Source organism: Candidatus Thiodiazotropha sp. CDECU1 (genome assembly GCF_963455295.1).
Lineage (GTDB): Bacteria > Pseudomonadota > Gammaproteobacteria > Chromatiales > Chromatiaceae > Thiodiazotropha.
Map to the genome: position 1 here is coordinate 1699514 of NZ_OY734020.1, position 18728 is coordinate 1718241.

19 protein-coding genes are annotated in these 18728 nt (G+C 50.5%); 13 read left to right on the forward strand and 6 right to left on the reverse strand.

The window, feature by feature from the left end:
* Positions 1-217: 217 nt before the first annotated feature.
* From R2K28_RS07730 to R2K28_RS07740, 3 genes are read left to right on the forward strand one after another with little or no spacing between them, the layout of a single operon-like run.
* Positions 218-802 carry a response regulator gene (locus R2K28_RS07730; RefSeq protein ID WP_316368926.1) on the forward strand — a complete coding sequence of 195 codons (585 nt, stop codon included), beginning with the start codon at positions 218-220 and terminating at the stop codon, positions 800-802.
* Between the two features lie 12 nt (positions 803-814).
* Positions 815-1822, forward strand: coding sequence for a response regulator (locus tag R2K28_RS07735; RefSeq protein WP_316368928.1), 1008 nt, complete (start codon positions 815-817; stop codon positions 1820-1822).
* Complete coding sequence (locus R2K28_RS07740; protein WP_316368929.1) at positions 1812-2165, forward strand: nitrous oxide-stimulated promoter family protein; 354 nt, start codon at positions 1812-1814, stop codon at positions 2163-2165. Before R2K28_RS07735 ends, R2K28_RS07740 begins: the two co-directional genes overlap by 11 nt.
* Before the next feature lie 24 nt (positions 2166-2189).
* Here the strand turns inward: R2K28_RS07740 and R2K28_RS07745 are convergent, their stop codons facing one another.
* A complete protein-coding gene (locus R2K28_RS07745; RefSeq protein ID WP_316368930.1) occupies positions 2190-3068 on the reverse strand; it encodes a phosphate/phosphite/phosphonate ABC transporter substrate-binding protein in 879 nt (292 codons plus the stop codon).
* A 248-nt stretch (positions 3069-3316) separates the two neighbouring features.
* Here R2K28_RS07745 and R2K28_RS07750 point away from each other — a divergent pair, with 248 nt between their 5' ends.
* Genes R2K28_RS07750 through R2K28_RS07760 form a run of 3 tightly spaced genes read left to right on the forward strand, consistent with a single transcriptional unit; the run spans position 3317 to position 8841 of the window.
* Positions 3317-4132, forward strand: a complete 816-nt coding sequence (locus R2K28_RS07750) for an SDR family oxidoreductase (RefSeq protein ID WP_316368932.1) — start codon at positions 3317-3319, stop codon at positions 4130-4132.
* Positions 4125-6122, forward strand: a complete 1998-nt coding sequence (locus tag R2K28_RS07755; protein WP_316368934.1) for an amylo-alpha-1,6-glucosidase — start codon at positions 4125-4127, stop codon at positions 6120-6122. Before R2K28_RS07750 ends, R2K28_RS07755 begins: the two co-directional genes overlap by 8 nt.
* Entirely contained in the window at positions 6019-8841 is a 2823-nt protein-coding gene (locus R2K28_RS07760) for an MGH1-like glycoside hydrolase domain-containing protein (RefSeq protein WP_316368936.1), read from the forward strand. The genes R2K28_RS07755 and R2K28_RS07760 overlap by 104 nt, the downstream gene beginning before the upstream one ends.
* A 68-nt stretch (positions 8842-8909) precedes the next feature.
* Here the strand turns inward: R2K28_RS07760 and R2K28_RS07765 are convergent, their stop codons facing one another.
* The 3 genes from R2K28_RS07765 to R2K28_RS07775 all read right to left on the reverse strand — a co-directional run bounded on the left by R2K28_RS07765 (position 8910) and on the right by R2K28_RS07775 (position 11742).
* Complete coding sequence (locus tag R2K28_RS07765) at positions 8910-9380, reverse strand: RES family NAD+ phosphorylase (RefSeq protein ID WP_316368938.1); 471 nt, start codon at positions 9378-9380, stop codon at positions 8910-8912.
* On the reverse strand, positions 9380-9919 hold the full coding sequence (gene parS, locus R2K28_RS07770; protein ID WP_316368939.1) for a type II RES/Xre toxin-antitoxin system antitoxin: 540 nt from the start codon (positions 9917-9919) through the stop codon (positions 9380-9382). Before parS ends, R2K28_RS07765 begins: the two co-directional genes overlap by 1 nt.
* Positions 9920-10350: 431 nt before the next feature.
* Positions 10351-11742 carry an integron integrase gene (locus R2K28_RS07775; RefSeq protein WP_316368941.1) on the reverse strand — a complete coding sequence of 464 codons (1392 nt, stop codon included), beginning with the start codon at positions 11740-11742 and terminating at the stop codon, positions 10351-10353.
* Between the two features lie 140 nt (positions 11743-11882).
* Here R2K28_RS07775 and R2K28_RS07780 point away from each other — a divergent pair, with 140 nt between their 5' ends.
* The 5 genes from R2K28_RS07780 to R2K28_RS07800 all read left to right on the forward strand — a co-directional run bounded on the left by R2K28_RS07780 (position 11883) and on the right by R2K28_RS07800 (position 14704).
* Complete coding sequence (locus R2K28_RS07780) at positions 11883-12557, forward strand: hypothetical protein (RefSeq protein ID WP_316368943.1); 675 nt, start codon at positions 11883-11885, stop codon at positions 12555-12557.
* Between the two features lie 67 nt (positions 12558-12624).
* Positions 12625-12981 carry a hypothetical protein gene (locus R2K28_RS07785; protein WP_316368944.1) on the forward strand — a complete coding sequence of 119 codons (357 nt, stop codon included), beginning with the start codon at positions 12625-12627 and terminating at the stop codon, positions 12979-12981.
* A 101-nt stretch (positions 12982-13082) separates the two neighbouring features.
* Positions 13083-13400 (forward strand): hypothetical protein, encoded by a 318-nt coding sequence (locus R2K28_RS07790; protein WP_316368946.1) that lies wholly within the window; start codon positions 13083-13085, stop codon positions 13398-13400.
* Positions 13401-13802: 402 nt separating this feature from the next.
* Positions 13803-14201 (forward strand): DUF5412 family protein, encoded by a 399-nt coding sequence (locus tag R2K28_RS07795; protein WP_316368947.1) that lies wholly within the window; start codon positions 13803-13805, stop codon positions 14199-14201.
* Between the two features lie 86 nt (positions 14202-14287).
* Entirely contained in the window at positions 14288-14704 is a 417-nt protein-coding gene (locus R2K28_RS07800) for a hypothetical protein (protein ID WP_316368949.1), read from the forward strand.
* 220 nt (positions 14705-14924) lie between these two features.
* On the opposite strand, the gene R2K28_RS07805 is transcribed toward R2K28_RS07800, so the two are convergent.
* Together R2K28_RS07805 and R2K28_RS07810 are read right to left on the reverse strand one after the other, a co-directional pair.
* Positions 14925-15920: a transposase gene (locus R2K28_RS07805; RefSeq protein ID WP_316368951.1), complete on the reverse strand. Its 996-nt coding sequence runs from the start codon at positions 15918-15920 to the stop codon at positions 14925-14927.
* Between the two features lie 338 nt (positions 15921-16258).
* Positions 16259-16858: a TetR/AcrR family transcriptional regulator gene (locus R2K28_RS07810; RefSeq protein ID WP_316369703.1), complete on the reverse strand. Its 600-nt coding sequence runs from the start codon at positions 16856-16858 to the stop codon at positions 16259-16261.
* 124 nt (positions 16859-16982) lie between these two features.
* Here R2K28_RS07810 and R2K28_RS07815 point away from each other — a divergent pair, with 124 nt between their 5' ends.
* Both R2K28_RS07815 and R2K28_RS07820 read left to right on the forward strand, forming a co-directional pair.
* Positions 16983-17819, forward strand: coding sequence for an oxidoreductase (locus R2K28_RS07815; protein ID WP_316368953.1), 837 nt, complete (start codon positions 16983-16985; stop codon positions 17817-17819).
* Between the two features lie 11 nt (positions 17820-17830).
* Positions 17831-18718: an alpha/beta hydrolase gene (locus R2K28_RS07820; protein ID WP_316368954.1), complete on the forward strand. Its 888-nt coding sequence runs from the start codon at positions 17831-17833 to the stop codon at positions 18716-18718.
* Positions 18719-18728: the final 10 nt, after the last annotated feature.

Genomic DNA, 18728 nt, shown 5'->3' on the forward strand with positions numbered 1-18728 from the left:
AAATAACGAAAAGTGATACCGATAGCGATCAAGATTTACACATCAAAAACGTAGGGTGAACCGGACCCATACGGGAATTTTGGAACTGTCTATTACTTGATGTAAGAGAGTGTTTTTTTACGCATTTAGTGACTCGGATCAGTGTAATGGAGGAACAAGGGAGTATTTTCGAATTTATCGTATATTATTAAATTCGATAGCAATTGGATTTAATAAGATGTATCGTAAACCCTGGAAGAGACACTATCTATCTCCGGGTGAAACAGCGGAGATTTTTAAGGTCACACCGGCATCATTGCGGGGGTGGACAAACAAGGGCGCCATTCGGGCCGAGACCACCAGGGGGGGGCATCGGCGCTATCCAGTCAGCGAAGTGTTCAGACTGGCTCGTATGAAGGGTGTCGATCTAGAGCCATCCCTGTTCATGTCTGTAAGATTGTTGATCATTGATAGTGACGTCGAACATGGCGAGGCCATGCAGAAGTCGCTGAATGATGTACATGGAATATCTGAAGTTGCGCTTGCACACGACTGCTTCATGGCAGGGTGCCTGGTGACACAATTTAAACCTGATGTTGTGCTGTTGGATCTTAAACTGCCTGGTATCGATAGTTCTCACGTATGCAGCTTCATAAAGCATGACCATCAAACAAGGTTTATTAGAGTGATTGCTATGTGTCGAAATTGTTCAAAACAACAACAAAAACAGATTATGGATCTTGGTGCCGAGGTCTGTTTGTCAAAGCCTCTTTCCAATGTTCAGCTCAAGCAAGCAATGGGGCTGGTCAACCCGGACGCCTGATCCTCATCCTGAATGGACCGTTCCGGCTTCTCCTCAACTGGCAGGTCAGATAGGCCTTATCGTGTCCTTGTTGTCGAGGATGACGGGCCGCACCTGTCGCTACAGGTCGATATACTGCAGACGCTGCCATCCCAGGTAACCACCGCTGACTCGGGTTTAAAAGCGCTGGGTTTGGTCAAAAATGGAAACTTCGACCTGGTTTTGTTGAACAAAAGGTTGCCGGACATCGATGGAGACGAAGTATGCTATCGGATCCGACAGGAGCTCAACAACCAGCTGCTACCGGTAATAATGGTAACCGGCTCAGGTTCATCGCAGAGCCTGCATCATAGTCTCTCCATAGGCGCCAATGATTTCATCAAGAAGCCCTATGACCCGCTTGAGCTCAAATCACGTGCTCGAGCCGCCATTGAGATGAAGCATCTAATGGATCAGTTGGACGATGCGGCCTCTGTACTCTTTACCCTGGCCAAGATGGTTGAGGCACGTGACCCTACTACGGGCGAGCATTGCAATCGTCTGGTGAATACCTGCCGTATACTTGGAGAGACATTGAATCTCTCTGCCAGTGATCAGGAAGCGCTGCGCAAGGGGGCCATTCTGCACGATATAGGCAAGATAGGGGTACCCGATACCGTATTATTGAAACCCGGTGAACTGACCAGTGACGAATGGCAGGTGATGCAAAGACATGCTGCAATCGGGGCGGATCTTTGTCAGCAGTTGAACAGCGTGCGTGACGCGGTGCCGATAATACGTCACCATCACGAACGTTGGGACGGTAGTGGATATCCTGACGGACTATCGGGAGAAGGGATTCCATTGGTTGCCAGGGTATTCCAGTATGCGGATATTTATGACGCCTTGAGACATGATCGTGTTTACAGCAAGGCGCAACCTGTCGACAAGATTCTCGAGGTGCTCAAGCTTGAGATAGAAAATGGCTGGCGAGACCCGGAAATTGGCAGGGTCTTTATTGATATTCTTTTACAAGATTCAAGTAGATTCGATGACAGATAACGATCAGGTCAAACACAGAATCGAGCGGGAAAAGCTGACTGTATCAGCGATGATGAGAATATTTTGCAGAGACCATCATCATACCGACGGCATCCTGTGTGAAGATTGCGATAAACTTTTGGATTATGCCCGAAGACGCCTGGATAGCTGTCCCTTCCAGGAGAAAAAGCCAGCGTGCAACCACTGCACCGTACACTGCTATTCCAAAGACATGCGTGTAAGAGTGCAGGATGTGATGCGCTATGCAGGCCCAAGAATGGTATTTCGCCACCCGCTGTTGAGCCTTTATCATCTATTCGACAAAATGCGTGAGGTACCAGAGCTTTCAAAGCGAAAAGAATAAGCTATCAACCGGTCGCTTTTTTGATCAACGGGGATATATGGCATTAATGATGACGCGGTGAGCATCGTAATCCTTGTCATTTACAGGATTGAAGGCACTCAGCCGCGCCTGGCGCAGGATTTCCTTTCCCCGTGGAGATGCTTTCAGGCCCAGGAGTATATTTTTTATGCGTGTTTTCAAGTCATCATCCATCTCCTCCTTTACGGCCCAGGGAAGATGCGGGAGTGGATCGCTGACAGCTATTATTGCCAGATCGTTCACATCGATTTTTTTTCTAACCATGGGTAGCCGTCGTACCACCTCACCGGCACCACCTGCATCTGCATATTTGAGAAAGGTGGATATCACTGCCTTGGGTGGATTGATGGCATATGTCTCCTGGTAATCACCTGCCTCCAAGCCGGCTTGTCGAAGGAGATAGGTAGGCACGATATAACTCATCATTGCCCTGGGTCCACCGCCAAAAAGTATCTCTTTACCACGTAACTGTTCGAGTTCCTTGATTCCGGAATCTTGGCGCACATAGATCGCTCCACGGATCATCTTCTCCCCGAACTCCTCGTTTTGAACAATTGCTTCATAGGCGAGTTTTTCATGGGCGTTGACATACTCGAACTGATTCAGATGCACCAGGTCATATCGACGCTGCTGCAATCGTTGCATGAAGACATCGAAATTTGCAGACAATTCGAGCTTGACCGGCTGTTGCAGATGTTCTTCCAAATAGTTCGATAGGGGACGAAACAGATTGGCTGTGACTATGGCGTCGCGTCGGGGGAAAATACCGATTAACAGTGGATCGGCCATCACGCCGGTTACCAGATTGGCAGCGATCAGGAATAGGACCAGGTGGACCCTGAACCGGTGAGGACTAAGTCGTTTCACTATTTTGCGTTGTTCCATGATCTAATCTTCAACTAATTGATAAATAATTGTAAATGCGTAAAACCATGGATTATCTATTGTTAGCGGCAGGGTTCCGGCTAACTTAATATGTTCGCTATGTTTATATATGCAAGTAAATAGAGTAAAGATCAGACAAGATGTCATCATTTGGAAATAGACCAGGTCTAAATTATGCTGGAGTTCGGATCTCCCACCCTGAGCATCAAGGAGATTCGGCAATAAATCGATAATAAAGTGAGGGGAGTATGAGCAGCAGAAATTCACAGTTGTTGGCTGGGCAGCGGGCATTGGTCACAGGCGCCAACTCAGGTATCGGTGCTGCCGTGGCCCGCGGCCTTGCAATGGCGGGCGCCAAGGTGGTGATTAATTATGTAGTGAATGAAGCGGATGCCTTGAAGCTTGTCAACGAAATCGAAAAATCCGGCGGCGTTGCAATGGCTTTATACGCAGATGTCAGTAACGAGAGCGAAGTGCAGGTAATGTTCAATCGCATGATTGAAACTTGGGGGAGTATCGATATCCTGGTGAACAATGCTGGAATACAGCGCGACGCGCCATTTGTCGATATGACCTTGGCGCAGTGGAATAAGGTCATGGATGTAAACCTCACGGGTCAGTTTCTCTGCACCCGGGAGGCGACCAAGGAGTTTATCCGACGCGGGGTAGTACCGGATCTATCCTGTGCCGCGGGCAAGGTTATCTGCATGTCCTCGGTACATGAGGTCATTCCCTGGGCCGGGCACGTCAACTATGCCGCATCGAAAGGGGGGGTGATGATGTTCATGCAGAGCGTGGCGCAAGAGATGGCACATCAGAAGATCCGCGTGAATGGTATCGCGCCAGGTGCTATCCGCACGCCAATCAATCGCACTGCCTGGGAAACCCCTGAGGCGGAAGCTTCCCTGTTGAAATTGATCCCATACGAACGTATTGGCGATCCAGCCGATATCGCCAAGGCAGTGGTCTGGCTCGCATCGGATGAGTCTGACTATGTCACCGGTACGACACTCTTCGTGGATGGTGGGATGACCCTCTATCCGGGGTTTAGAGAAGGTGGTTGAGTCCTTGCGGGCGGTCCGTTTCGGGCGTGCCATCTGTGGCGACCTGCGCCAGGCCGAACAGCGCGAGTGGCTGCTGACCAATGGCAAGGGTGCCTATGCGGCAGGCACTATGGCAACCAGCCTCACGCGTCGTTACCATGGTCTGCTGATCGCCCCGCTCACCGGTGCCCTGGATCGCCACCTCATGATGGCCAAGGCGGATGCCACCCTGCGGTTCGACGGTAGGGAGTGGCCGTTGTTCACCAATCGTTGGTATGGCAATGTGGTCGATCCCCATGGCTGTGATTATCTCGAGAGTTTTACCCTGCTCGGCAGGATGCCGGTGTGGCGTTTTGCTATCGGTCATATGAGCCTGGAGATGCGCATCTGGATGGAGCATGGGCAGGCTACCACTTATGTGGCTTATCGCTTGACTGGCGGGCAGGATGTAGCCGGGCTGAACGTGAATATGCTGGCTAACCGCCGCGATCACCATGGCATTATGCATGTCAGGGATAGCACCGCTTCGGTGACTGAGTCGGATTGCGGTCTCTGTGTTGAATGGCCAGAGGGGGATCGACTCTCTATTCACACCACTGATGCCAGATTTGAGCCCTTACAACACTGGTACGAAGGCTTTCTACTCTCTACCGAGGAGCAGCGCGGGCTCGCCTCAATCGACAACAACCTCTCGGTCGGCCGGATCAACTTTGAATTGAGGCAGGATGAGTGGGCGGGATTCGCGGTCACCCTTGAGAACAGCATCGACTTTGATCTTGAACTGTCCATGCAGCGATTTTTCGATCGTGATGCCAATTTGATAGATAGCGGTAAAGGAAAATTTGCCAACCCGGTGCCTGACTGGATACGACGGCTGCTGCTGTCAGCGGATGATTTCTTGATCAAAAGAGTCCTGCCGTCCAACAAAACAGGTGATTCCATCATTGCCGGTTACCCCTGGTTCGGTGACTGGGGGCGTGACACCATGATCTCCTTGCCCGGCCTGACTATCGCCACGGGAAGATCGGATATCGCCCGCGCCATTCTGCTCGGTTATGCGGAACTGGCCGACCAGGGGCAGCTGCCGAATCGATTCATCGGTGCCGGCGAGGAGGCGGAATACAACACGGTGGATGCCGCGCTCTGGTACTTCGAGGCGTGGCGCGCCTACGTCGATGCTACTCAGGATGAGAAGGCCCTGAAGCGTTGTTTTAAGGTGCTGGAGAAGATTATCGATTGGCATCTGAAAGGCACCAGATACGGCATCGGCGTGGACCCGGATGATCACCTGTTACGGGCAGGAGAACCCGGTGTGCAATTGACCTGGATGGATGCGAAGGTGGGTGAATGGGTGGTGACACCGCGCATGGGCAAGCCGGTGGAGATCAATGCACTCTGGTACAACGCCCTGACCATCATGGCCGATTTTGCACTACGCCTTGGCAGGTCGGAGCAACCCTATCGGGATATTGCCAGCGCAGTAGGCGACAGCTTCAAGCGTTTCAAGAGGGTAGATGGACAGGGCCTCTACGATCTGCTGGACGGCCCAACAGGCGATGATGCCAGCATCCGTCCCAATCAGATCCTCGCCGTCAGCCTCCCGCATACAGCGCTTGATCAGACAACCTGCCGGGATGTTGTCCAGGTCTGCGGTAAGGAGTTGCTCTGCTCTTATGGATTGCGTTCCCTGAGTCCCCACGATAAGGCCTACCGGGGTCACTATCGGGGAGGTGTTGCGGATCGGGATGGGGCATACCATCAAGGCACGGTCTGGGCATGGCTGCTCGGCCACTATGCCCTGGCGGAGTATCGGGTCGATGGTGATGCACAAGCGGCTCAGCAGCGGTTGGCGCCCCTGGCCGATCATCTATGGGATAGCGGCTTGGGCTCGATCAGTGAGATCTTCGATGGCGACCCGCCCCACGCAGCGGCGGGAACACCGGCCCAAGCCTGGTCAGTGGCCTGTACCCTGGATGCCTGGTGGCGTCTCGAACAGGCGAAACAGGACTGAAGGAGCGGTCATGGGCTTGGGTCAAAAGCAATTGAATGCAGAGCGCAAGCGGCTGGAGCAACAGCGACTCGGAGAGGCCGATTGGCAGTTGTGGGGGCCCTATCTCGCGGAGCGGGGTTGGGGCACCGTGCGTGAGGACTACAGTCCTCAGGGTACAGCCTGGGAGTATTTCGATCACGACCAGGCACGCTCCCGCGCCTATCGCTGGAACGAGGATGGCCTGGGCGGTATCTGTGACAGGCAACAGCGGCTCTGTTTTGCCTTGGCCTTGTGGAATGGGCGTGATCCCTTTCTCAAGGAGAGGGCCTTCGGTGTTACCGGCAATCAGGGTAACCGGGGTGAGGATGTCAAAGAGTACTATTTCTATACCGACGCCTTACCAAGCCACAGTTGGCTGCGATATCTCTATAAATATCCCCAACAGGCCTACCCCTATCAAGCGCTGGTAGAGGAGAACGGTCGCCGCAGCCGGCTCGATCCGTCATTCAATCTGTTGGATAGCGGTGTCCTCAATGAGCAAGGGTTTTGGGATGTGGATATCTGTTATGCCAAGGCCTCGGCAGAGCAGATACTGGTCCGCATCACACTGCATAATCGCGCTGACAGCGATGCGGAGATCGACCTGTTGCCGCAACTCTGGTTTCGCAATACCTGGTCATGGGGGGATGATGGAATTGAAAGGCCAGAGTTGCATAGAGAGGATGCCCTAAGCAGCGAGGCGACATGGGGGGTCAGGTGTCAACATCCTGGCTTGGGGGAGTATTGGCTCTATGGTGAGCAGGAGGGGGAGCTGCTGTTCACGGAAAATGAGACCAACAGCAAACGCCTCTGGGGAGAAGCCTCATCCTCAGCTTATGTGAAGGACGCCTTCCACCGCTATCTGGTGGCGGGTGAGATCGAGGCCGTCAATCCCGCGGCCAGGGGAACCAAGTTTGCCGCCAGATACAAGATCAAGGTCAGCGCCGGTGAGTCGAAAAAGATCGATCTGGTGCTCAGTGCGCAATCCCTGGAGCGACCTTTCCATGGGTTTGAAAAGCTGTTTGCCCAGCGACGTTCCGAGGCGGATATCTTCTACGACCAGCTATTGCCGGAGGGCGGCGTGGAGGACCACCGGATCATGCGCCAGTCCCTGGCCGGGATGATCTGGAGTAAACAGTTCTTCCATTTCGATGTGCAACGTTGGCTGGAAGGTGACCAGGTAAAACCACCCGGGGAGCGCCGCCAGGGACGTAACCATCGATGGCGGCACCTGCGTGCGGCGGATATCCTGTCGATGCCGGATGCCTGGGAGTATCCATGGTTCGCCGCCTGGGATCTCGCCTTTCACTGCGTCGCCCTGGCCCTGGTGGATGTGGACTTCGCCAAACAGCAGATCGAGGTGCTGTTGGGGGAGAACTATCTCCACCCCAACGGCCAGATCCCCGCCTATGAATGGGCCTTCGGGGATGTGAATCCGCCGGTGCATGCCTGGGGCACCCTCAAGGTCTACCGCGCCGAGCGGGTGCAGCGGGGGAGCGGCGACAGAAATTTCCTGCAGCGGGTGTTCCACAAACTGCTGCTCAACTACGCCTGGTGGATCAACCGTAAGGACAAACAGGGGCAAAACCTGTTCGAAGGTGGGTTTCTGGGGCTCGACAATATCTCGGTCTTCGACCGCTCGAAACCCCTGCCCCCAGGGTATGCCCTGAAACAGGCGGATGCCACCGGTTGGATGGCCATGTTTTCCCTCAACATGACCATGATGGCCCTGGAGTTGGCGGTCGAGGACAGTGACTACGAGGCAATCGCCATCCAGTGCTATGAGCAGTTCCTAGCCATCGCCAAGGCGATCAGCGGCGGCGACGACAACGGCCCGTCCCTGTGGGACATGGAGACGGGCTTCTTCAAGGATCTGTTGATCACCCCCGACGGGGATCACCATCGCCTCGATGTCTACTCCTGGGTCGGGCTGATTCCCCTGTTCGCCACCGAGGTAGTGGACAAGCGCCTGCTGGCGAATGTGCCGCGTTTCCAGGAGTTACTGAAAAAACACAAGAAGGGGCTGTTCCAGGGGAGCTATGTCTGTGCCTGCCCCGATTGGGAGAACGATCAGGGGGAACATCTCCTGGCCCTGGTCGATCACAACATGCTGCCGCGGATCCTGAATCGACTGCTCAGCGAGGATGAGTTCCTCTCACCCTATGGAGTGCGCAGTCTGAGCAAGCTGCATGAACACTACCAGGACCTTGGCCATCTACCAGGTATCGGCCAGACAAGCATTCACTATCTGCCAGGTGAGTCCGAGAGCGGGCTGTTCGGCGGCAACTCTAACTGGCGTGGCCCGATTTGGTTGCCCACCAACTATGCCTTGGTGCAGGCGCTGGAGAAGTACCATCGTTTCCTGGGTGATGACTTCAAATATCCCGTGCCCTGTCTCGACGGCCAAAAGCTGACCTTGCGGGAGATCGCCACACTCATCTCGGAGCGGCTTGTGGATCTCTACCGGCGGGACCAGGAAGGCAACATTCCGGCACTGCGCCGCGACAGCCCCTTTCAAACCGACGAGAGCTGGCGTCATCTCAATCTCTTCTATGAATACTTTCATGCCGAGACGGGGCAGGGGCTCGGCGCCTGCCACCAGACCGGCTGGACAGGCCTGCTGGCCAATCTGGTGATGCGGCGTTATCGCAAGGATATCCCGGTCTTTCTCGGGCATGAGGATGAGTCGTTGGCGAGATAGCTGGGGTCACTGGTATTCCCGTCCTGCGGAATCCTGAGTAGGAGCTACTGCCTGGTTAAATCCCGCAGCTACTTTACCAGCCTGGGATCAAAGGTGAATTTCGTTATGGCACTGAACCTGGCTTTGGTTGCATCCGGATGCAATGGGTTAAAGACATAGTTGTATTCTCCAGAAACAGTGGCACTGGGTACCTGAAGGATAAGTGAACTTCTATCGGTGACCCACTGATCCCCAACGGCTTGTACTGATGAGGCCATGGTGGGTTCTCGCCACTCCTCCGGTAAATCTGCTAGTGCGATGTGTTGCACCAACGCCTCGGGAAAAGAGACCTTCATTTTATAATAATCATTAAGAATGTCTGCTCGACCCAGGTGGATCAAGAGCTCCATAGCGGCTTGCGCCAAACTACTACCGAGATAGACAACCCTGACGCCTTTGCTGTTCCACCGTCCACCGAATAAGTAGGCCCCTTCACCGGACATCATCTCATCGGGGGACGAAGCAAACTCAGGGGCGGCGATGCGCCAGCCTGATAGCATCAGCTAAAGACCCCGTGGCGCAAGCGCCCGATCAGGTCTTCAACATCTCTGGCGCCCAGTTCTGTACTGGCGTGCTCCAAAGGGGATTCGCCGCCCAAAATATCGAGGGGGGTATGCAGCCAGGCGACAGCGGCTTCATCATTCCCCTGCATCATCGCCACCGAAGCATCCTTAAGGCTGGCCAACCGAACCACCCGATCCGATTCATCCGTTTGCAGCAGTCCGGCTTTCTTTCGACGTTGTAGGGTCGAGGGTGGTATGGACAAAACCTGGGCTATCTCCTTTTGCGAGGTATGCAGTGCCTCCTCGAGTTGGGTTATGGCACTATATTTCAAGCCTTTTTTGATGCGGTTCAGGATTTTTTCTCGGTTGCCAGAGCGAATCCCTGTGACTTTCTGCACAAGACGGAGGCTCCCCTTCTTGCTCCTTCTGTGGGGCTTAAAATCGGTGATACGGCCTGTTGCCGCATCAGGCTCAGTACGATGACCAGCTACGGTTCCCTTCTTGGGAGTGGCGACGGGTTTCTTTTGTGTGCTCATATGAACCTCTGAAAATGCCCATATGGTTATTATATGCTCTAGTTATGGGTCGGTCAAAGGGGGCTTGAGTCAGTTATTTAGGCTAGAAGCTCATTCTTTGGTTGAAAAATTATCGTATAAGAAAGTGATGGGCTAATAGTGGCTATTTGGCATTATCGGCAGCTTACATAGGTGTATTTGTTGTTGTAATAGCCCTTATAAGCGAGAAAAACACCATGTCATGAAACGAAATGCGAATGAAATTTGTGGGTTGCATAGGTCCGGCCCGTTAATGGTCCGAGATCGCCCTCTCCATCATGGCCGAGATAACCGCCACCAGGAATGGGTACATAGGCGTTGAGAAAAGGGCTACAGCAGAGGCATGAATGGATTTGCCTGGAGTTTAGATCTTTGCCACCTTCGGTGTGGCTTGGCGGATGCTGCTATTGCTATCAAGGTGATTCCACTAAGAGTCTATCAAGGGGACTCCTTGCACCCTGACCACCCCTGCCGATCACATGGGTGTAGATCATGGTGGTGGAGACATCGGTATGGCCCAGCAGCTCCTGAACGGTGCGGATATCGGAACCCGCCTCAAGTAAATGTGTCGCGAATGAGTGGCGCAAGGTATGACTGGTGACCCGCTTGTGGATGCCGGTTGCTTCTGCTGCACGTTTTACCATCTTTTGAACTGCGGACTGATGCAAATGATGACGACGTACCACACCGGTTCTGGGGTCCTGCGCGATGCGGCTGGCAGGGATAAGATATTGCCATCGCAACTCTTTGTCGGCATTTGGGTATTTCCGAGACAGTGCGTCAGGTAAAAAAACAGACCCGAATCCGCCGGCCAAATCATTATCATGTTGCTCCTTTACCCGCTCGATCTGAGCTTGCAGGGGCGCTATCAATACATCCGGCATGGGCAGGGTACGATCCTTCTTGCCTTTGCCGGCGCGCACAACAATGGTTCGATATTCGAAATCCAGGTCGAGCACCCTGAGGCGCACACATTCCATGACCCGCATACCGGTGCCATACATGAGGTGAAGAATCAGCTGATTAAGCCCTTTGGTCTGAATTAATAGTGAATTTACTTCCTTGATGCTCAAAACTGTCGGTATTCGCTTTGGCTTTTTGGCGCGTGAGAAAGGCCCGATTTTGCCTAAAGGTCTCTCCAAAACATGGGCATAGAAGAAAACAATCGCATTGAGTGCGAGCGACTGAGTCGCATTAGCCACCTTGCGCTGAAGCGTCAAATGTTCTAGAAAGGAGGCAACTTCCGGTTCATTGCAGTCACAGGGATGCCGATTATTGTGAAAGCGAAGGTAGCGGTTGATCCAATCAAGGTAGCTCTTTTCCGTGTTAATGGAGTAGTCAGGGAGCCTGATTGCAACCAAAAAACGCCGGTAGAGGTCGGGAAAGGTCCTGGCCAGGTGGTTTTTAGGGTCTTCAACCGACTTTTCGATCATTTCGTAAGTGCGGGCAATCGTCGCGTGGTCACTCTCCAGCGCACGCGCGCCGTTCAACCAACGATCCCAATCGAAATCACTGCACCACGGCTGCCGCAAAAAGTGACCGAACAAAATCCTCAACGCATCGACCTTCTGACGATATTGCCAGGCATCGATGTTGGTATCCCTGCCTATGCGTTCAAGCCAGCGTACAACATTCTCAGCGGAATGAGATCTGAGTCTTACGTTGGGATGATCGGCCAGGAAACCTTCGACATGGCGTCGATACCAGGGTATGGATTTGGGTGGAATACGGAAACGTTTAAGCAACGTTGTATAATTTTGCCAAAATTTGGCAATTCGTGGATCGGATGTCTCATTTTGTTCCATGTGAATTCTCACTCTAAACAAGGTTCTTCCATGTATGTGAACATTTATAGTACATTTGGCGTCATAATACAATACTTGTGCCGGCGTCATAAGTCATTCTCTGTGCCGTCCACATAATCCACTGTTAGGCTTAATTAGAGATGGAATTAATTTCAAGATCAATACGAATAGTTAATGAGCAGATCTCATTACTTTTGCTCTCAGGAGTAATTGGAATTCAATTTTACTATGGCGCTTTTGCCTATATTTCCGTTGTAGGAATGCTGGCTTCGATTGTGATAGGTATAATTATTTATGGGCAAATTACCATAAAAGTAAGGGGTGAGGAAGTATTACCAGCTAAAGAAATATTAAAACGAAACTGGGTTAACTATATCGTGGTAATGCTCATTATAGGAGTTTCAACACTAGCTATAATTCAAGTCATAAAAATATTATCAACATCGGCTGTGTTCTTGGCTTTGAGTCAATCAGCTATAAAAACACTGATGTCTATAATTACAATCTATGTCCTTCCAATCGTGTTTTTAAAGAAAGAGCATATGTTGGCAATTGTTACTGGTTTGGTGTTTTTATTTCAAAATATAAGAAAGAGCATCCCTTTAATTCTTCTTGCGGGTTTAATATTTATAGTAGAAATCCTATTGGGACAAATTTTGGTGCAACAGGGGCAGCAATCCACAAATGTATATTCACTGGTGCCAACATTAATTGTTATTAATATAGTAGTCACATATATTTCATTTTTAATTTATACAGCTGCTACTTTAGTTTTAATACCAAATTCAAATGTTTATGTTGATCAAAAAGCCTAACAATGGCCTTCAAAGGATTCGCTCACTTCGTTCGCTCTCCTTTGAGGCCGGGCGTTAGGCAACAATAATGATGAATAGCAAACGAATCGCAAGTTATAATCACAGTGGTCGTATTGGGGTCATGGTCGAGTTTGCCTGCGAATCGTTCATGCCGTTTGATGATGCAGAGTTTTCAACATTTATTCATGATGTAGCAATGCACATTGCAGCTGAAGACCCAAGTGATATAAATGAGCTTCTTATACAACTGTTTATAAAAAATCCCGAAGTAACTATAAGACAAAGTATAGACGAGGCGATATTGAAGCATGAAGAAAATATAAAAGTATGCCGATTTATCCGGTGGGACACCGAAAAGCTTACTTCGCCACCAGAAGACTTACCACCTAAGTCACCTGCAGCTGCAATGAAGGTGGTTAAGTGAAGCGTTCATTGCCTAACCAGTCATTCAAGACGCCCCTTCGGGGCTGGGACGCTGGTTTCACCAGCGCCCCTTAATTGTGGCGTTATGTGTAAGAGAAAAACATGAAGTTAACTTTTGACCCCAATAATTATCTAAAACAGCAAGAGGTTTTTACAGGTGAAATGATTGCCCGTATAGCTGACCATCTTGAGTGTTCAGGAATCAAAGGCGAAGAATTAAAAGAGCTTACAGGTAAAATATCATTTGAAATTGGCTGCATGATAGATAATGTCAACGATATTGAATTTGATGGTGATGTAGCCTATCCAAACTTACTATTTACATCTGACAGTGATGAGCTAATTCATTTTGGCGGAAGCTCTACCGTACACGAAATGGTATATGGTATTCTGAATGCAATGTTTAAGGAAAACACATAACAATCGGGTCAAGAGCGCTCCCTGCGGTCGCTGGGACCTCCGCTCCGCTACGGCCCCTTACCCAGAACGTTAAGGCTTGAATGGAAAGTGAATATGTATGGAGTACAAATCAAGGAGAGTTGCAAACGGATGGCTCGTTCCATGAAGTGGCTCCGTAGAAAGGAATCTGATGCATCAAATCGCAAACAAGGATGGCAAGCTTCCAGCGATTTTGTGGCTTCGCTTCTTGGTGTTGCCAGTTTGCAGGCTAGTCGTTTGGTGCAGGTAGCGAGTGTGTCGCGACATCAAGGGTTCAACCTTCACACGAACACCTGTGCCTTAACCAGTGGGTCTAGTGGATCGCAAACCCTCCGCTGCGCTCCGTGTTTGCTCACCACTAACCCAAAACGTTAACTGTAAAAAATGAAGACCTGGGTAAAACGCATAGTCATAGGTTCAATATCGATAGTGTCCATAGCTTTAATGAGTGGATATTTGTTTATTTATATAGCATTTTCAGACATGTGTAGGAATGATTTAGCAACCGAATCAAAATCGCCTGATAAAAAATATAAAGCTCTCATTTTCCAAAGAGATTGTGGGGCAACAACAGGATTTAGCACGCAAATTTCAATTATTGATGCAAATGAGGAATTAGAAAACAAAGGCGGTAATATCCTTACTGCAGATGGCCATCCAGATAAAAACAATTTCAAAATATCTTGGGTTAACTCAGATGTATTACTCATAAAAAATACGCAGGGTGCCAAAACCATCAAGAAGGAAAGTTCATTAGGAAGGGTGAATATTCGGTATGAATAATACGCAAAAACAGTTAACAAGCGCTTTCAGCCGACGCGCCAAAGGCGCGCTCGGCTGAAGCTTGTCGTTATGCATCAGGATAAATAATGGGCTTCGTGAAAAGGAATGTAGAGCTTGAAGTGTTTCTTGACTCAATCGAGTCAAAATGGGAACACCTCTCAGATCAAGAATACAGGAAAGTCTTATCTACCCTAGATGAGTTCATTGACAATGAGAATTATTGGTCCCTTCATGGTGATGAGGCATTCAAAGAGATAGAAACTAAGATCCCGTTAGAGGGCTATATATTCACTGCTCCAAAGCACAAGCTATTCTCAGTCTATGAAAGTGGAGGCGAGAACAAAACGATTGGTTATTCTGTATCTAATCTTACAAGGCTAAACCGTGAAATCCTAAATCAATTAGAGTGTGTAGTAACAAACAAGCAATTAACATTTGCATGTGTTTTAAATCATGAGTGGCAAGCTATGTGCCCAGAACTATATTTGGAAAAGAATGCATGATAAACAAGACACCCAACCCAAAATCTAAGAACCCGCGCGCATCACTGAGCAAGATGGTTGCTTCATTTAGTCACTGATATTTACGTCATACAGCTTTTCTGTGAGAAAACAGCTTGATGATTAGAGATGAATTGTTTTTTAGGCTGTTTTTGCAGAGTGTCAGACAGGGTTGTACCTCAACTTACGCTGATGCAGTCAGTTTTAGCTCGGTGAGTATTATTTACGTAAGCAGCATTCGCACAGCCCCGAGATTGGGCGTTCGTCGATACTTCAATCTGCGGCATGCTGCGGTGAGCCTGTGACTCATCCCAACAAACCCTTTGAAGCGGCTCTCGAAATGTTGGGTCATATAAAGCCAATGCTTGGTGTCGATCTGTAACCGCTCGAGAATGGGCGGTTGGTTGTCAGGTATATAGCCGCGTTTGTTTCCCAGGATGGCGCGCCCTGTCCAATCAATGAGTTCAAGATAGTCTGTGAGCCGAAACGGCATGCCCTTGGGCATGTCCTGGCGAGGGTAGCCGACGAAGGGCGCCAGACCGGAGGGTGTTTCATTATCGTCGAGAGGTTTCTGATCGCGTTTGAGTTGATCTGTACGCTCAGCAATGGAGGTGTATTCCGATGTCTCCGGTGACTGTGCCAGCCCTGCCCTGACCGGATTGAGGTCCACATAGGCCATGCAGGCCATCAGGGCCTTTTCATCCAGTAGGGCCTGGGATTTGTATCGGCCCTCCCAGTAGCGACCGGTACAGTCATCCTCTTGGTTGGCTTGGCGGGCAATCGGTTCGTTGAGGCAACGCATGAACCAGCTGATATCCTGCAGCCGTTTGCGCCATTTTGTCAGCAGTTCCGAAACCGTTTCCTGCTCTGCACGGGTAATGGTGTCTTGTGAAAGATAACGCTGCACGAGCACAGGCAGCGAGAAGAGACGCTCCCAGCGTGTGATCACCTCCCGCTCGCTCCACTCGACGGCGCATTCAGTATCCACATGAAGGATGACGTGGTAGTGATTCGACATCACGGCATAGGCGCAGATGTCGATGGCGAAAACATCAGTCAGCAGTTTCATGCGATCGACGATCCATTGGCGGCGATGTTCATAACTTTTCCCGGTATGGGTGTCCACACCACAGAGGAAGGCGCGGCGCACGCAGCGGGAGACGCAGTGGTAATAGGGGGTTTCTTCCAGTAGAACAAGGGCTTTCCTTGGCTTGGGCATCGTATCACTCCTTGATAGCTGATGTGGGTTAGAGATTGCCAGAGTTATTAAATTTTGGCAAATTAGCAATGGGTGTCCGGTTTAGACTTTGAGCCAGGGGAAGATCAGTGATTTCCGATTGGATACGCTGGTGGATATCGCTCATCGTTTAGGGTTGCATGTTTCTATAGAAATCGCTGCGTGATAATCATCTTTTTGTGAGTGCTTGATAAGCATTTTGTTTACATAATCGATGTTTAGATTACTCTATGTAGGAAAGAATGATCGAATAGAGGGTTTCTGCTTTCGACCCAAAGCGGGCCTTTCGCGATGTACTAGGTTACGTCTGTAAATCGGGACTAAACACTCCTGAATCGTGCCAGAAATGTTTCAATGAATTCTTTCTTGAGTTTCCTGGCAGTTTTAGGTTCGACGGGACCCTGCAAGATCGGCGGCCAGAAGAAAGTTCCTGCAAAAAGAGACCAAAATATCTCCGCGGCAAGATCAGGCTCCTTAACCTCGAGTCGACCATCGTTTGACGCTGATTTGAGCCAGGCCGCTAAGCTGTCTTCCTGACTCTCGGCCTTTGCGTAGGCCCTCTGCGCCAGTTCGGGATGGGAAACAAAAGCGGCAAAGGCCATTCGCATGAGACCAAGTCGTTCGGGTTTGTTTGCCAATACCATCTTGGATTCGGCAAATTCATCCAATTGCTCCTCCACAGTCTTTTCCGGATCGTATTTGATCTGTTTCAGGGTGAAGACCTCTTGAAGAAAGCGATCGAACACTTCTTCAAAGAGAGACTCCTTGCTAGGAAAGTGATTGTAAACGGTTCGCTTCGAGGCGTTAGCTACCTCGGCTACATAATCCATACTGGCCTTTTCATAGCCTTGTTCCTCAAATGCTTTGAGGGCAGCGTCTACTATGGAATCCCTCTTCTTGCTTGTATCTCTTTTTTTCACAGCCAAATGAAACTCTAATCAAAAATTACACCGATTAGTGTAATTTATATTGACTATTCATTCAAATCACACTACACTGTATAGTGTAATTAAATTTGTTTTATTTCCACATCTAGAGAAAATTATGAGCAATAACATAGACATGAAAGTAATTCTCATAACAGGTACCTCCTCAGGAATGGGCAAGGAAACCGCAAAAGACCTTATTCACCAGGGCCATATCGTCTATTGCGCCGCCAGGCGTACGGACAAGATGCAGGATCTGGCAGAAATCGGCGGGAAGCTAATGACATTGGACATATCGAAAGACGAGGACATCGTTTCTTGCGTCGACAAGATAATTGAAACTGAAGGCCGGGTGGATGTTCTCTGGAACAACGCTGGCTTCGGTTTGTACGGCTCGGTGGAAGAAACCAGCCTGGACGACGCCAGATATCAGTTCGAGGTCAATCTTTTCGGAATGGCTCGCCTTACCCAGTTGGTCGTACCGCACATGAGAAACAAAGGATCAGGAACGATCATCAATACCTCCTCCATCGGTGGCAAAATTTATGCTCCACTGGGCGCCTGGTACCACGCAAGCAAACACGCGGTAGAAGGATACTCCGATTGCCTGAGACTCGAACTCGAACCGTTCGGAATCAATGTGGTGGTGTTGGAACCTGGTGCCATAAAAACCGAGTTCCCCGAAGTTATGTCCAAACAGGTCATGGATCATTCGGGAAGCGGGCCGTACCGGGATATGGCCAGGCGAGTTTCGAATCTCAGCCTGAAGGAATCCGGAATTGACGGAGCGGGTTCACCTGCGTCGGTTATATCGAAGACCATTCAAAAAATTATTGAATCCAGTAAGCCCAAAACACGGTATGCCGTTGGCAAGTTTTCGACTTCGACGCTGGTCATGAGGCAAATCCTGTCGGATAGAACCTTCGATAAAGTGATCAACTCGATGGTGCAGTGAGGAAGAAAGCAATGCTCGGCACAATGATTTCCAACATGATGGTGAAACCTTACCAGTCCCCTTTGTTCGATAGTCCCGAGACCTGGGGCCTCGACTACGAAAACGTGGAATTTCCGGCGACGGACGGTACCTTGTTGCGCGGCTGGCTGATCCGGGGCGGAAGCGACCGGGTCATCGTACAGAGTCACTTCGGCGTGCAGTGCAGTCGCGGTGGCTGGACCCCGAAAGGCAAAGGCCCGATCAAGCCGTGGAAAAACGACATCAGCTTTTTGCGCCAGGCGAAATACCTGGTCGAAAAAGGCTATTCCGTGCTGATGTATGATTTTCGCGGACACGGTGAGAGCGATCTCGGCCCCATTCCGTGGGTGAGTTGGGGCCCGGAGGAAGCGAAGGACGTCATCGGCGCGGTCGACTACATCAGCATACACTCGGACTTCGCCAACGCTTCGATCGGTCTGCTGTCGATTTGCATGGGCTCGGCGGCGACGACCTACGCCTATGGGCTTGAGGACGGCCTCTCAGGACGCGATCGCGTCAAGGCATTGGTGGCGGTGCAGCCGCTGCTGTACAGCTGTTTCGTCGATGCTCTCGGCATGCCCGGCTTTGCAAGACGCTCGGGTGAAAAAGTCTCCGTGGAGCGCCTAGGATTCGATATCGCCGGTCCCAACTTCGTCGAGCAGGCTGCGAGCATCAGCGTACCAACGCTCGTCGTACAAAATGCCAACGACCCCTGGACACAAATGTCGATGGTGGAAGACTACTTCCAGCGACTGACCGTGGAGAAGGAACTGAAAATGCTCGACCTGGACAAAAGCCGTTTCGCAGCCTACGACCGTATTGGCACGCACCCTCAGGAATTCACCGACTGGTTCGATGACCGTATGTATGGTGCGCACTAATCGATCGTCA